Annotated in this window: 14 protein-coding genes and 1 tRNA gene; 2 read left to right on the top strand and 13 right to left on the bottom strand. The window is 65.7% G+C overall.

Features of this window, described 5'->3' with window-relative positions; all coding sequences use genetic code 11:
* Positions 1–560: 560 nt before the first annotated feature.
* The 9 genes from BST11_RS13385 to BST11_RS13350 form a co-directional block, all read right to left on the bottom strand.
* Positions 561–1,289, bottom strand: coding sequence for a phage major capsid protein (locus tag BST11_RS13385; RefSeq protein ID WP_244897639.1), 729 nt, complete (start codon positions 1,287–1,289; stop codon positions 561–563).
* A gap of 256 nt (positions 1,290–1,545) precedes the next feature.
* Complete coding sequence (locus BST11_RS13380) at positions 1,546–2,088, bottom strand: hypothetical protein (protein WP_083138425.1); 543 nt, start codon at positions 2,086–2,088, stop codon at positions 1,546–1,548.
* Positions 2,089–2,094: 6 nt separating this feature from the next.
* Entirely contained in the window at positions 2,095–2,340 is a 246-nt protein-coding gene (locus tag BST11_RS13375) for a hypothetical protein (protein WP_083138424.1), read from the bottom strand.
* Entirely contained in the window at positions 2,337–2,891 is a 555-nt protein-coding gene (locus tag BST11_RS29280) for a DUF3631 domain-containing protein (RefSeq protein ID WP_083138423.1), read from the bottom strand. Before BST11_RS29280 ends, BST11_RS13375 begins: the two co-directional genes overlap by 4 nt.
* Positions 2,892–2,904: 13 nt before the next feature.
* Positions 2,905–3,117, bottom strand: coding sequence for a zinc finger domain-containing protein (locus BST11_RS29275; protein ID WP_425320601.1), 213 nt, complete (start codon positions 3,115–3,117; stop codon positions 2,905–2,907).
* Positions 3,114–4,913 carry a hypothetical protein gene (locus BST11_RS13365; RefSeq protein ID WP_083138422.1) on the bottom strand — a complete coding sequence of 600 codons (1,800 nt, stop codon included), beginning with the start codon at positions 4,911–4,913 and terminating at the stop codon, positions 3,114–3,116. The genes BST11_RS29275 and BST11_RS13365 overlap by 4 nt, the downstream gene beginning before the upstream one ends.
* Entirely contained in the window at positions 4,910–5,221 is a 312-nt protein-coding gene (locus BST11_RS13360) for a DUF2742 domain-containing protein (RefSeq protein WP_211284707.1), read from the bottom strand. Before BST11_RS13360 ends, BST11_RS13365 begins: the two co-directional genes overlap by 4 nt.
* Positions 5,218–5,619, bottom strand: coding sequence for a hypothetical protein (locus BST11_RS13355; protein ID WP_083138420.1), 402 nt, complete (start codon positions 5,617–5,619; stop codon positions 5,218–5,220). The genes BST11_RS13360 and BST11_RS13355 overlap by 4 nt, the downstream gene beginning before the upstream one ends.
* An 89-nt stretch (positions 5,620–5,708) precedes the next feature.
* Entirely contained in the window at positions 5,709–5,918 is a 210-nt protein-coding gene (locus BST11_RS13350) for a helix-turn-helix transcriptional regulator (protein ID WP_083138419.1), read from the bottom strand.
* Positions 5,919–6,005: 87 nt separating this feature from the next.
* Here BST11_RS13350 and BST11_RS13345 point away from each other — a divergent pair, with 87 nt between their 5' ends.
* Together BST11_RS13345 and BST11_RS13340 are read left to right on the top strand one after the other, a co-directional pair.
* The gene (locus BST11_RS13345) at positions 6,006–6,650 is read left to right on the top strand and encodes a helix-turn-helix transcriptional regulator (protein WP_083138418.1); all 645 of its coding nucleotides are present in this window, start codon (positions 6,006–6,008) and stop codon (positions 6,648–6,650) included.
* The gene (locus BST11_RS13340) at positions 6,634–7,860 is read left to right on the top strand and encodes a tyrosine-type recombinase/integrase (protein ID WP_083138417.1); all 1,227 of its coding nucleotides are present in this window, start codon (positions 6,634–6,636) and stop codon (positions 7,858–7,860) included. Before BST11_RS13345 ends, BST11_RS13340 begins: the two co-directional genes overlap by 17 nt.
* Before the next feature lie 51 nt (positions 7,861–7,911).
* Here BST11_RS13340 and BST11_RS13335 read toward each other — a convergent pair.
* From BST11_RS13335 to ponA2, 4 genes are all read right to left on the bottom strand, one after another.
* Positions 7,912–7,985: transfer RNA gene (locus BST11_RS13335), tRNA-Pro, on the bottom strand.
* Positions 7,986–8,057: 72 nt separating this feature from the next.
* Complete coding sequence (gene cds1, locus BST11_RS13330; protein ID WP_083138416.1) at positions 8,058–9,182, bottom strand: L-cysteine desulfhydrase Cds1; 1,125 nt, start codon at positions 9,180–9,182, stop codon at positions 8,058–8,060.
* Positions 9,179–10,138, bottom strand: a complete 960-nt coding sequence (locus BST11_RS13325; protein ID WP_083138415.1) for a metallophosphoesterase — start codon at positions 10,136–10,138, stop codon at positions 9,179–9,181. Before BST11_RS13325 ends, cds1 begins: the two co-directional genes overlap by 4 nt.
* Before the next feature lie 77 nt (positions 10,139–10,215).
* Complete coding sequence (ponA2, locus tag BST11_RS13320; protein WP_067317308.1) at positions 10,216–12,648, bottom strand: transglycosylase/D,D-transpeptidase PonA2; 2,433 nt, start codon at positions 12,646–12,648, stop codon at positions 10,216–10,218.
* Positions 12,649–12,831: the final 183 nt, after the last annotated feature.

Genomic DNA, 12,831 nt, shown 5'->3' with positions numbered 1-12,831 from the left:
CACCTTCAACGGCCGGATCACCCCGACCGGCAACTAACCAATGCCAAGGTCGGATCCACCGTTAATCAGACAGCCCCTCCTGGCGCCCCGCCGGAGTGTCGGGAAATGTTGCACGCACGCATATAGCGCCGAAAAGGCAGCCCTGAGAAGCGACGATATGCGGTGTATGAAACGCGCGGCCGCGAAACGATTCTCGTTTCGTACAGACCGGCGGACGCTATGCCGACCGGCGAGGCGGTTCGGCGTGTCGGGGGTCCTCCCCCCAGGTAGACCGTCTGAGCTGCGCAAACACGGTTGGCTTCGCTCGGAGTCGGCTGGCGGTTAGCGAGGGATGGTGTGGCTCGGGTGCTGTGCTGAGGGTGCTATGCGCAGTGCGAATTGTGGCCCGTTTTTCCGCCGTTTTGGGCGATTTCGGGGTCGTTTGGAGGGGGTTTTGGGCCGTTTGTTGGTCCCTTCGGCCGCGACCGACTCGCCCAGAAGGTCGCGGCCGAAGGGGGTTTCCCGTGGGCAGCTGGCGCACGGTGCTGCCATGACTCAGCGGTGTGCGGCGCCGCACGTCTTTAGCTGCCGCCGGCTCCGGCGACGGTGAAGCGGCCGATGCGCGTTGGGCGCATGACCTTCCAGCCGATGCGCCAGGTGGCGCGGATCTGGATGGCGTCCTGTGCGAACAAGGCGTGTTCACTGGTCGCGATCCGGACGGGTCCGAGAGCGCTAGCGATCGCGGTGGCATCGACGACGACGCCGGTTCCTGCCGGCACGAACGGGGAGCGCACCACAGGCAGGTCGAGCAGCATCGGCTGGCTGTCGTGCGTGCCAGCGCCGAGCAGCGAGGCGTTGTACGCGGTGCCGACCTTCAGCTTCCGCAGCGCCGCCCACGACATCGGATCCACGATGATGTGGGATGGCTTGGAGCGGTTGGCCTCGAGCGTCGCGATGAGGTCCACCAGGTTGTCCAGGCTGTTGGCGACTTGAGTGCCGACGATGACATCCGGTGCGTTAAGCAGCCCGATCAGTGGGCTGGTGTTCTCGCCCAGGAAGCTGGCATCGGCCTTAGCGATCAGGTCGGTAGACACGGAGTTCGCCACCGCGGCCGCGGTCTCGTCCTGTTGCCACTGCTCGAACGACAGGTTGACCAAGCGGTAGAGCTTTTTGGTCTTGATTTCGACTTCGTCGAGGCCCGGGGGGTTTTCGGTGCCGGCGGTATTTTCGGCGACGTACTCGGCGTCGAGCTGGTCGACGACGTAGGCGACGTGTAGCGACGGTTCGTCGCCTTCGACGTCGCCGGACACCAGCGTGCATTGGTTGATGAGCGCGGGAGCGACGACATCTAGCGGCGCGAAGGTGTATTCGTCTCTTGCCCAGCCGGGCGCGGTTGTCGAGGTCGTGATGTCAGCCATTGCAATGCCTTTCAGGTGCGCACGGGAAACCCGCGCGTGAAATTCAACGGGGTTTTGCGCCGGCTGGGTGTCTCACCGCTTGCCGAGTCCGCACCTGGCGTGACAATCGCAGCTCTGATGGTACTAGGCGGCACTGACGAATCGGGATCTATTCATCGCGTGGGCTGAACGCACCGACCCACTTGTTGCGCGGCGGTGTGTACGCGGTGGCGCCGGAACGCAGTGATCCAACCGGCTTGGCTGGTTTGACGGCGATGATGCCGAGCGTGTCCTTCGCGGCCTGGGCGGCCTGTTGTACCTTGGCGGCGTCGGGTACGCCGGCGTCGTCGACTAAGTCCTCGAGCTTGGCTCCGGAAGCCCACAGTGCGGCCGGCTTCATTCCGAGCGCGGTGACTTGGGTGTCGATCGCAGCACGTTGCATGTTTTGCAGTCGGGTTGCCAGGGCGGTGTTTTGGGTCTCGCTCTCGCGGAACTTGGTGCGCCACTTGGCGGCCTCGTGGTTCGGGTTTCCGTCATCTTCCGTCGGCTGTTCGTCTTCCTCGGTCGTTTCCGGGGCGGCGTCGGTCTGACTGTCGGCTTGTTTGCCCCTGCTGAACACTTCGGTCCAGGCCGCGGATGCAGCGGCGTAATCCGCCGGTGTGGGCTCGCCGGTTTCGACAGTTTCCGTTGTGGCAGCGTCGTTCTCGCTCACGGCTGGTTACCTTTCGTTGTACTTCTGGCGTAGCTCGTCGATCTGGGCGAGCATGCCTTGGAGGTGTGCGGCGATATGCGCGGCGTTGTCGGGGGTCAGTGCCATGAGCATCGGTCCGTGTTTCTTGGTGTTCATCAGCAAACACAGAACGTCGTGGCCGTTGACGTGGTGATAGACGTATTCCATCGATGTGGGGACCACTGTGATCGTGTCTTCAGGTGGTCGGATGGTGGTGATCTCGTTGTCGATCATTGGTGTGTCTCCTGAGTGCAGTTGTCGGCGTGGCCCATCGATTCGATGTGCCAGTGGCAGATGGGGCAGCGGCCTGCCCCGGATGGTCCCTCGAATTTGCTGGCTGGCTTGTTCTTTGGGGCCGGCCTGGTCATCGTGTGAGCGCGTGTGTGCGGCATCGGCGGTCGCCTTCCCTGTGTGGCCGAAACATCCGAAACAGCCGAAACATTGCAGGTAGAAGGCTCGCATTCTGTTTCGGATAGGTGGGATGTTTCGGATGCGTCCGAAACAGGGTGTGCTGTCCGAAACGTGTTCACCTGCGTTGTTTCGGCTGTTTCGGATGTTTCGGTCTGTGGCGCAAGGTAGCGTTGCCAGGCGTCTGCGAGGCCCACGGAATCGCCGTCTGGGGCCGTATGCGGAGCGACGAGATAGCCCTTGGCGGATTTGCTGCCGATCCGGATTTGCTTTGGTCGGACGCCGTAGTTGCGGAGGTAGTTCGACAGTTTGCGTTGGTCGGGCGGCAGCCCCAGCGATCGGGTTGGCGGCGGGAAGAAACCGAGTTCATCGGACATGCGTTTGTTCCTCTCAATCTGGTTGGTGCGTGGGCTCGCTGAAGTCGCGGGCGTACGGCTTGCCGTCGCCGCTACCGATTCCGGCTGCCGAACGTTCGACGCAGGGAATCCTTCGGACGCGGCCGTCTGGGCGCGTGCACCAGTGGCCTGGGAGTGCTCCGCAGTTGGTGCATTTCGTGGACAGGGCGTCGGTGTCGTTGTACGCGGCCCAGATCGGCCGTTTCATGACGCTGCGCCTTCATCGGCTTCGGGCTTGATAAGCCAGATCCGATCGTTTCTTGAATTGCCCGCGGCAGGGACTGACCCGATACGCGGATGCTTGGTCGCGGCTTTGGCCGCCGCTTCCCAGCCGTACCCGGCGGCTGCTGAGGCGCGCTGGTAGTCGTCCTGGTCGATCTGGGTTGCGTTGGGCGGCAGGTTGCTGAGGTACCCGGCGAAGAAGTCCGTCGCGGGAACGTATGCGCTTTGTCGGTCGCCGGTGATCGACCATGTAGCACCGCGGCTGGTGCGTGCGATCGCGACGACGTCGGGGTGCGCTGATGCGGCTTTGGACAAGTTCGATTGGGTGTACCCGGCAGCCTCTCCCGCGCGGTTAATAGCAAACGATTCTGCAGTGGTGTGACCAGCTGCGCGCAGCTCGGCGATGTAGTTGTTGAACCATTTCTGGCAGGAGAGCTTCGGGCGCTCGACTTCGTGCGACCTGCGGGAATCCAGGTCCGTTATCGTGGCTTCGGGTACACCCTGTACTTCGGGTACGCCCTTGCTGAGCTGCGAAGATTGACCCTGTACGTCGGGTACACCCTGTACCTCGGTATCAACGCGATAGCGGACTCCGCGGTCCACCTGAATCTCAGTAATCCAGCCCTCTGCAGCTAACTCAGCAACAGCTGCGCCGAAATGGTCTCGTAAGTCAGCTTTGAGCTTCGAGCGCAGCTGGTTGGACGCCAGCTCCCCGTCCCGCTGGAGCCAACGGAGCACCGCGGACTTGGCTCGCTGCAGCTTGTGATCGGAGACGAACTCCTCACCCTTGGCCCGCGCCATCGCCCGCTCACGGACCTTTGCCCGGGCTGCGATCTTGGCCTGCTCAACGATCCAGTCTCGCGTGCTGTGGGACACCGCCATGACATCGCCGGAACGCTGCCAGTCCCACTCGGAGACGACCGACCGTCCGTGCATGATTGCCAGGAGAGCGGCGACCTTCAGACGTGTCAGCATGGCGTGCCCATCGAGGGCGTCAGCTTCCCCGCGCTGGCGGGCCAGGTGCGCAGCGATCACCGTTTCGGTGATCTCGTCGTGGCCGTAGATGATCTCCGCGACACCGTCAGCACCGGGTTTCCATTTCGGCATCGTGGTGTCCAGGGGGTCGGGGTCGGGTGTGGCTGTCGCGGGCATGAGCGGGTCGATGGTCAACGCCCAAAGGAATCGCTGAGGTGTGCCGCCGGTGACATCGTTGAAGATCACCCCGGTGTGGCCGGGTTGGGCGCCCACAGACAAGCAGCCGCGGTACGAGTGTGCGGGCACGTTGCGGCTGTTTCCCTTAGTGGCGTTGGTTGACCCGAACTGCTCACCCATCGCGAACGCTTTCAGGGTGCCCAGGATTGTTGAGCCTTGCCGGGATTCCAGCCCCGTGAGGATGTCGATCTCCGAGCAGTTGAAGATCGCTGCGGTGATGCGCTCGTTGTCCTCGGACTCCTTGCCGCGCAGCGTGAACGTCTCTGCGATGCCTTCTCCCGACCCGATCGGCAGCTCGAGGACCGGGGCAGGCCAAGCGAGCCGGCCAACCTTGTCGCTGATGCCTTTGCCGCCACCTGACGGGGACACGAACGCACACAGCAGGTTCAGGCTCGCGCGGCCGCCGATGATGCCTGGGAGCTGCACGTGCGGCCCGACGCTGGCCGCTACCCGCAGGAGCACTGCGAAGAATACGGCCCACGGAGCCGCGTAGCGGGCGCGAGCCCATTGATAGATGGACTTGAGCTGGTCGCTGCCGGATTCGAGGAAGAACGCCTCGGTGTCGGTCACGCGGACCGCCTGGCGATGTATGCCGCTTTACGCCGGAGGGTGCTGCGCGCGAACGCAGGCCAGTCGGCGGCCATTGAAATGTCTTGGGAGGCCTGGGCGAGCGCCGAGCAGATAACGTCATTCCGAAGCGCGTCCCGGCGGCCACCGTCGAGCACCGCGGCCAGCTTCCGAGGGTCTGAATCGTCGAGCCGCTGAAAGGCAAGGGAGCCGGCCAATGGCCAGCTCCCCGCCTCGTCGAGCAGCGGAATAACGTAGGTATGCACGGAAAACCAGTCCACCCAACGTGATTCAATCCGATAGTCGCTCACCGGCGGCCTTCCAAGATGGCCGCCCACTCGTAGCGAATGTCGTTGGATACCTTGGCGATTGCCCAGATGTCCTCGTAGCTGTAGGCGGCGATGTCGGTGATTCCGGCGCTGTCGGGGGTGCCGTCAATGCGCCCCTCGAAGGTGATACTGCCGTCATGGCCATCCGCCCAGCGGATCAATTCGCCGACCACTTCCCCTGAGAACTCGCCCGATACTGCGGTCGACATGACATGGGAAATCGGATGACCGCAGACCTTGGATACGAGGATCGCGTGCTCGGCCGTCGGCTGATAGTGCCGGAAGATACCTCGCGGTCCGAGCCAATGCCCATCGATGCCTTCTCGCATCTGGCCGGTGTCGGCGGTCTGGTCGTTGTCGGTTGGGGTTACAGTGGTCATGAACGTTCCTCTCTGGATTTCCTGTTGGGTGGTCGGTTCGGAAGTCCCTCGGATGCTGCCGGGGGACTTCACTTTTGCGGTGGCGGCCATCAAGCAGCGCCGCCGCCGCGTTGAGTCGTGGCCTCCTGCTCGGCCAGCCACTCGTTCAGCAGATCCTGTCTATAGACGATTCGGCGAGGACCGAGACGAAACGACGGCGGTCCTTCATCGCCTTTGTGCCGCCAGAAACGCAACGTTGCTGCCGGTATGCCGGTAATCGTTGACACCTGCTGGGTGGACAGAAACAGCGACCCAGACATATTCACCTCCTGTGTTTAGCGTTGAACACGTTTTAGCGTACACAAGATGTGTTGGCGAGCAAGTACATATTGTGAGAAGATTCGTCGGTGTCGGACTACGAGGGCATAGGGGACTCGCGCGAGAAGAACTTTGTGGCCAACATGGTTCGGCTGCGGACAGCCGCAGGCTTGAGCCAGGCGGACCTTGTCCAAAAGTTGCGCACTGCGCCGTCAGGTGTCCGCTGGACCGATGTGCATCAGACGACGATCTCTCGTATCGAAAAGGGCGAGAGGCAAGTCCGATTCGCCGAGGCGTTCTACATCGCGGCCGCACTGGGAACGAACGCGATGTCGATGACGCTCCCTCCGCAGCAGCTCGACGCCGAGGAGCAAGTGGGAGCGTCGGTGCGACAGATCGCGGAGAGTTATACGGCGATCGTCAGCGGTGTCTTCGGTTTGGATCTGCATCGCCACTTCCTGCGGGGCTCTCTGAAGAAACTCCAAGCCTTGATTGCTGAGAAACATGAAGCTGACGCCGACGCCGAGGAAGCTATTCGGCTGCGTAACACCTACAACGAAGCGGAGATCTACCTTGCTCTCCGAGTCGACGCCGCTGTGGCGGCTGGCCGCGCCGCCCGTATGGACGATCGGGTTACTTCCCTGACGGATGTCGAGACCATCTACGGGGTTAGTGCGTACCGCTACCATCCGGAGACCGTTTCGCAGGAGGATATCGATGCCCCAGAGGCGTAATCGCCGCAGCGGTGTCGAGGACCGCTGGACCAAGACCGTCCGACTTCCTGATGGCGAGACCAAGGCTATTCAGTCAGCTGCATATGGTAAAGGGAAGCGTTGGCGTGCAAGGTATGTCGACAGTGAAGGGCGCGAGGTCGCGAAGGGATTCGCACGCAAGGTCGACGCTCAGAAGTGGCTAGATGACGTTACATCGACGATCGTCACGGGCACCTACGTAGCGCCGGGTGCCGGCAACGTCAGCGTGGATGTGCTGCACGGGCAGTGGGTAGGAACATTCGGCCACTTGAAGGCGACAACGAAGGCGGCTAGGGAATCGGCCTGGATAACCCACGTCCGCGACCTGTGGGGGCAAAAACTGGTCTGTGAAGTCCAGACTTCTGCCATCCGAGCGTGGGTCAATGATCTTGCCGCCCAGGGTTCTTCGGCGGCGACGATCGAGACAGCGCTAGGCGTCCTACGTATGATTCTCGGCGTTGCCGTCGAGGACCGGCGTATACCGGTGAACCCTTGCGATGGGGTGAAAGCACCTCCACGCGAACATTCCCGGCGCGCGTATCTGACTCACCAGCAAGTCGGCGAGCTTGCGACCGCGATGACCCGCGATGGCTTGGTGGTCCGGTTCTTGGCTTACACGGGTCTGCGATATGGCGAGATGGCCGCATTGACGGTGGCCGACTTCGACATGCTGCGGCGGCGCGTGCAAGTGCGCCAGTCGGTGACCGAGGTCAAGGGCAAGTTGGTTTGGTCGACACCGAAGAACCACGAGCGCCGCTCCGTGCCGTTCCCACGGTTCCTGAGTGAAGAACTCGCTCGGCGTATGGCGGGCAAAGGTCGCGAGGATCTGGTGTTCAGCGCGCCGGGCGGCGGCGCGCTGCGGATCGCAACGTTCCGCACCCGCGTGTTCAACCCGGCCGTGGCCAAGCTGCGCGGGATCGATGACGACGGCAAGCCCACGACCGACTGGCCGCGCCCCACGATGCACGATCTGCGCCACACCGCAGCGTCTCTGGCGATCAGCGCCGGCGCCAATGTGAAGGCGGTGCAAACGATGCTGGGGCACAAGTCCGCAGCGCTCACGTTGGACACTTATGCAGATCTGTTCCCGGACGACTTGGAAGCCGTTGCGGACGCGCTAGACGCGGCTGTGCAGGCGTTGCGCAAATCTACTGCGGACGCACTGCGGACAGATTCCGAGGCGGGGCCATAAACAGACAAAGCCCCGGCAGCTTATGTGCTGGTCGGGGCCTTGCTAGGACCGTCGGGGTGGCGGGATTCGAACCCACGGCCTCTTCGTCCCGAACGAAGCGCGCTACCAAGCTGCGCCACACCCCGCTTGAAGCCACGACAGCCTATCGCACCCGCCGCTCACCTGACGAAAGCGCAGGCCGCCGGGCCAGGTCTGGACTAGACCCAAGCGCAGCTGCGCTCGAATTCGGCCAGCGCCGCGGCGGGGCCCGACGGGTCGAGCCCCTGCGCGCGCACCCACTCGTCGCTGAAATAGGTGTCGGTGTAGCGGTCGCCGCTGTCGGCGAGCAGGGTGACCACGCTTCCGCTGCGCCCCTCGGCGACCATCTCGGCGAGCAGCCCGAACGCGCCCCACAGGTTGGTGCCCGTCGACGGCCCCACCCGGCGTCCCAGCACGGCGCTGACGTGGCGGGCGGCGGCGATGGACGCCGCGTCGGGTACGGCGACCATGCGGTCGACGACGCCGGGCAGAAACGACGGCTCGACCCGCGGCCGGCCGATGCCCTCGATGCGCGAGGACGACGGCAGCACTAAGCCGTTCAGGTCGTCCCGACCTTCGGCATAGGCCGGGAAGAACGCCGAGTTCTCCGGGTCGACCACGCACAGCCGGGTCGGGTGCCGCCGGTAGCGGATGTAGCGGCCGATCGTCGCGCTCGTGCCGCCGGTGCCGGCGCCGACCACGATCCACTCCGGGACGGGGTAGCGCTCGTCGCGCATCTGCTCGTAGATCGACTCGGCGATGTTGTTGTTGCCGCGCCAGTCGGTGGCGCGCTCGGCGTTGGTGAACTGATCCAGATAGTGCCCGCCCGTCTCCCGGGCGACCCGCTCGGCCTGCGCGTACACCTGGCTGGCGTCGGTGACGAAATGGCAACGGCCGCCTTGTGATTCGATCAGGGCGATCTTGGCCGCGCTGGTCGACGCCGGCATCACCGCGACGAACGGCAGGCCCAGCATGGCCGCGAAGTAGGCCTCCGACACCGCCGTCGATCCCGAGGAGGCCTCGACGACCGTGGTGCCCTCGCCGATCCACCCGTTGCACAGCGCGTAAAGGAACAGCGAGCGCGCCAGCCGGTGCTTGAGGCTGCCGGTGATGTGAGTCGTCTCGTCCTTGAGATACAGCGCCACTTGAGCGTCCGGGCCGTCGGTGGCCCAGGCCGACGGCAGCGGATAGCGCAGCAGGTGGGTGTCGGCGCTGCGCCGGGCGTCGGCGTGGATCAGCCGTATCGCGTTGTCGGTCCAGTCGCGCGAGCGGGCGCGGGCCGCGATCCGGGTCCGATCGCTCAACGCACCGAGGCGGTGGGCTGCGAGCGGCTCAGGTCGCGGGTGGAGTCGCGGTCGCCCATCGGCGTGGCGATCAGCGTGAGCAGCGTCGCCTCGGGCCGGCAGCAGAATCGCACCGGCGCGAACGGCGACGTGCCGATCCCCGCGGAGACGTGCAGCTGCATGTTCGCGCCCCACCGGGACGGCCCCTTGGCCCGCGAGCGGTCCAGCCCGCAGTTGGTCACCAGGGCGCCGTAGAACGGCAGGCACAGCTGCCCGCCGTGGGTGTGCCCGGCCATCACCAGTTGGTAGCCGTCGGCGGCGAAGCGGTCCAGCACCCGCGGCTCCGGCGAATGGGTCAGCCCCAGCCGCAGGTTCGCGGCCGGGCTGGCCGGCCCCGCGACCGCGTCGTATCGGTCCCGGTCGATGTGCGGGTCGTCGACGCCGGCCGCCGCGATGTGCAGGCCGGCCACCTCGAACTCCCGGCGGGTGTGGGTGAGGTCGAGCCAGCCGCGCTCGGTGAACGCCGCCCGCAGGTCCTGCCAGGGCAGCGGCTCGCCGCGCACCCGGTGCGACGGGTTGGTCAGGTAGTTCAGCGGGTTCTTCAGGCGCGGCCCGAAGTAGTCGTTGCTGCCGAACACGAAGACGCCCGGCCGCGCCAGCAGGTCGCCCAGGGTCTGCACGACGGCGGGGACCGCCTTCGGGTGGGCGAGGTTGTCGCCCGTGTTGACCACCAGGTCGGGCTCCCAGGCGGCCAGCTCGCGCAGCCAGGCCTGTTTGCGGCGCTGGTTGGGCAGCATGTGCAGATCGCTGATGTGCAGCACCCGCAGCGGCGTGGACCCGGGCGACAGGACGGGCATGGTGATCTCGCGCAGGACGAACGCGTTGCGCTCGACGACCGCGGCGTAGCCGATGCCGGCCAGGGTCGAGCCGATCGCCGCCGCGCCGGCGCGCATCAGGACGGGCATAACATCAGCCATGCTGGCAAGCGTACTGCCAGTTGGGTTCTGGGCAGGCAGCTTGCGCCACACCGCGTCGCGCGTGCGACCTGTGGGGCCTACGGGGGCGGCGGCGCTCCCGGCGGCGGCGGAGGGGCCAGCAGGGGGATCGTGATCGGCGGCAGGCCCGGAATCTCGACGACCTGCGACCCGATCGGCACCGGCGGGCCACCCTCCGGCGGGGGCGGCGGCGCGGGCGGGATGCCGTTGCTCACCTGGATCGTGATGATCGACCCCGGGATCGTCTGGCCGCTGGGCGTCGTCCCGACCACCTCGCCCGCCTTGGCGCTGCTGTTGACGGAGTTGGTCTGGTCGGCGACCTGGAACCCCGCGTCCTTCAGGCGCTGGCGGGCCATGTCGACCTCCAGGCCGGTGACGGCCGGCACCCGGGAACCCGGTGAGCCGTCGACGAACCGCGGATCGGTCGGGGGCAGGGCCACCGGCCCGAAGTTGGTCGCGATCGGCTTCATCGCCGTGAACCAGGTGCGGGCGGGCTCGTTACCGCCGTACAAATCCCCCTCGCCGCAGTGGCGCAGCGGGGCGGAGCACAAGTCGGTCGGGTTGGGCGAGTCGTCGTAGATGTAGTTGGCGGCGGCGTAATGGTTGGTGAAGCCGACGAAGCCGGACGAGCGGTGGGCCTCGGTGGTGCCGGTCTTGCCCGACATCGGCAGGTTCCAGCCCGCCGCCCCGGCCGAACCCGACGCCGTGCCCCCGCCCACCGCGTCCTTGCTCATCGCGTTGGCCAGCGTGTTGGCCAGCCCTTCGGGCACCACCTGGTCGCAGGTCTCGGTCGTCACCGCGACCTCGTTGCCGTTGCGGTCGATCAGCTTGTCGATCGGGTTAGGCGGGCACCACACCCCGCCGGAGGCCAGCGTGGCCGCGACGTTGGACAACTCCAGCGCGTTCACCTCGATCGGGCCCAGGGTGAACGAGCCGATGTTCTGCCGCTTGACGAAGTCGGCCAGGCTCTCGTTGCTGTCGCGGTTGTAGTCGCGCGCGGTCCCGGGGTCGGCGTAGGAGCGCAGGCCGAGCTTGATCGCCATGTCCACCGTGCGGCTGACGCCGACCTGCTGGATGAGCTTGGCGAACGCGGTGTTGGGCGACGTGGCCAGCGCGTCGGTGACGTTCATCGAGCCCCGGTAGTTGCCGGCGTTGATCACGCACCAGGTGTCCTTGGGGCAGCCCTTGGCGCCGCCGCTGCCCATGCCCTTGGCCTGAAACCTGCCGGGCACCTCGAGCGTGGCGTTGATGCCCATGCCCATGTCCAGCGCGGCGGCCGTGGTGAAGATCTTGAAGACCGACCCCGCGCCGTCGCCGACCAGGGAGAACGGCTGCGGACGCATCGTCTGGCCGGCGTCGAGGTCCAGCCCGTAGGTGCGGTTGCTGGCCATCGCCATCACGTGGTGGGAGGTCTTGCCCGGCTCGATCACGCTCATCACGCTCGAGATGCCCGGCAGGGTGGGGCTGGCGTACTTGTCGATGGCCGCCTTGACCGGGATCTGCACGTCCGGGTCCAGCGTGGTGCGGATCAGGTAGCCGCCCCGGGCCAACTGTTCCTTACTGATCCCCGCGCGAGAGAGGTACTCCTGGACGTAGTCGCAGAAGAAGGCCCGGTCACCGGCGGCGATGCAGCCGCGCGGCAGCTCGTTGGGCTGGGGCAGTACGCCCAGCGGGGTGGCCTTGGCGGCGCGCAGGGCGTCGGCCTCCTGGGGCAGGTTCTCGATCATGGTGTCCAGCACCAAGTTCCGCCGGGCCAGGGCGCCGTCGGGGTTGGTGTAGGGGTTGAGCGCGCTGGTCGACTGCACCATGCCCGCCAGCAGCGCGGCCTGCTGCCAGTTCAGATCGGACGCATTGATGCCGAAGTAGGTCTGGGCCGCGTCCTGCACCCCGAACGAGTTGTTGCCGAACGAGACCAGGTTCAGATAGCGGGTCAGGATTTCGGGCTTGGTGAACGTCTTGTCCAGCGTGAGCGCCATGCGGATCTCGCGCAGCTTGCGCGCCGGGGTGGTTTCCACGGCCGCGCGCTTCTCGGCGTCGGTCTGGGCGGTAACCAGCAGCTGGTAGTTCTTGACGTACTGCTGTTCGATGGTCGAGCCACCACGCGTGTCGACGTCACCGGACGCGTAGCCGGCGAGCCCCGTCAGGGTGCCCTTCCAGTCCACCCCGTTGTGGTCGGCGAACCGCTTGTCCTCGATCGAGACGATCGCCAACTTCATGGTGTTGGCGATCTTGTCGGTGGGCACCTCGAACCGGCGCTGCGAGTACAGCCACGCGATCACGTTGCCCTTCTTGTCGACCATCGTCGAAACGGCGGGCACCTCACCCTGGAGCAGCTGGGCCGACCCGTTGGCGACGACCTCGGAGGCCCGGTTGGACATCAGCCCGAGCCCGCCCGCGAGCGGAAACATCAGCGCCGTGGCGACGACGCTGGCCAACAAACAGCACCCCGCGAGCTTGAGAACCGTGAGAGCGGCCGGGGGGCGTTCTGGCATGCGTACTAGGGTAGCGGCCCCTGGTCAGCGGGCCACGCCGCGAGTTGCCCTGGAAAAAACCAAAGTCCCTCCCGTCCCGTGACCAGCGAACTTACGATGGGTGTCGCCAAAAAATTTGCGTCGGCGTCACCGGTTGGCCACCCAGGCGAGGTGCGCGCTTCGCACGGCCCGTCGTATCCTTTC

The sequence above is a fragment of the Mycobacterium alsense genome, assembly GCF_002086635.1.
Classification (GTDB): Bacteria; Actinomycetota; Actinomycetes; order Mycobacteriales; family Mycobacteriaceae; genus Mycobacterium; species Mycobacterium alsense.
This window is presented reverse-complemented; position numbering and strand designations above follow the sequence as displayed.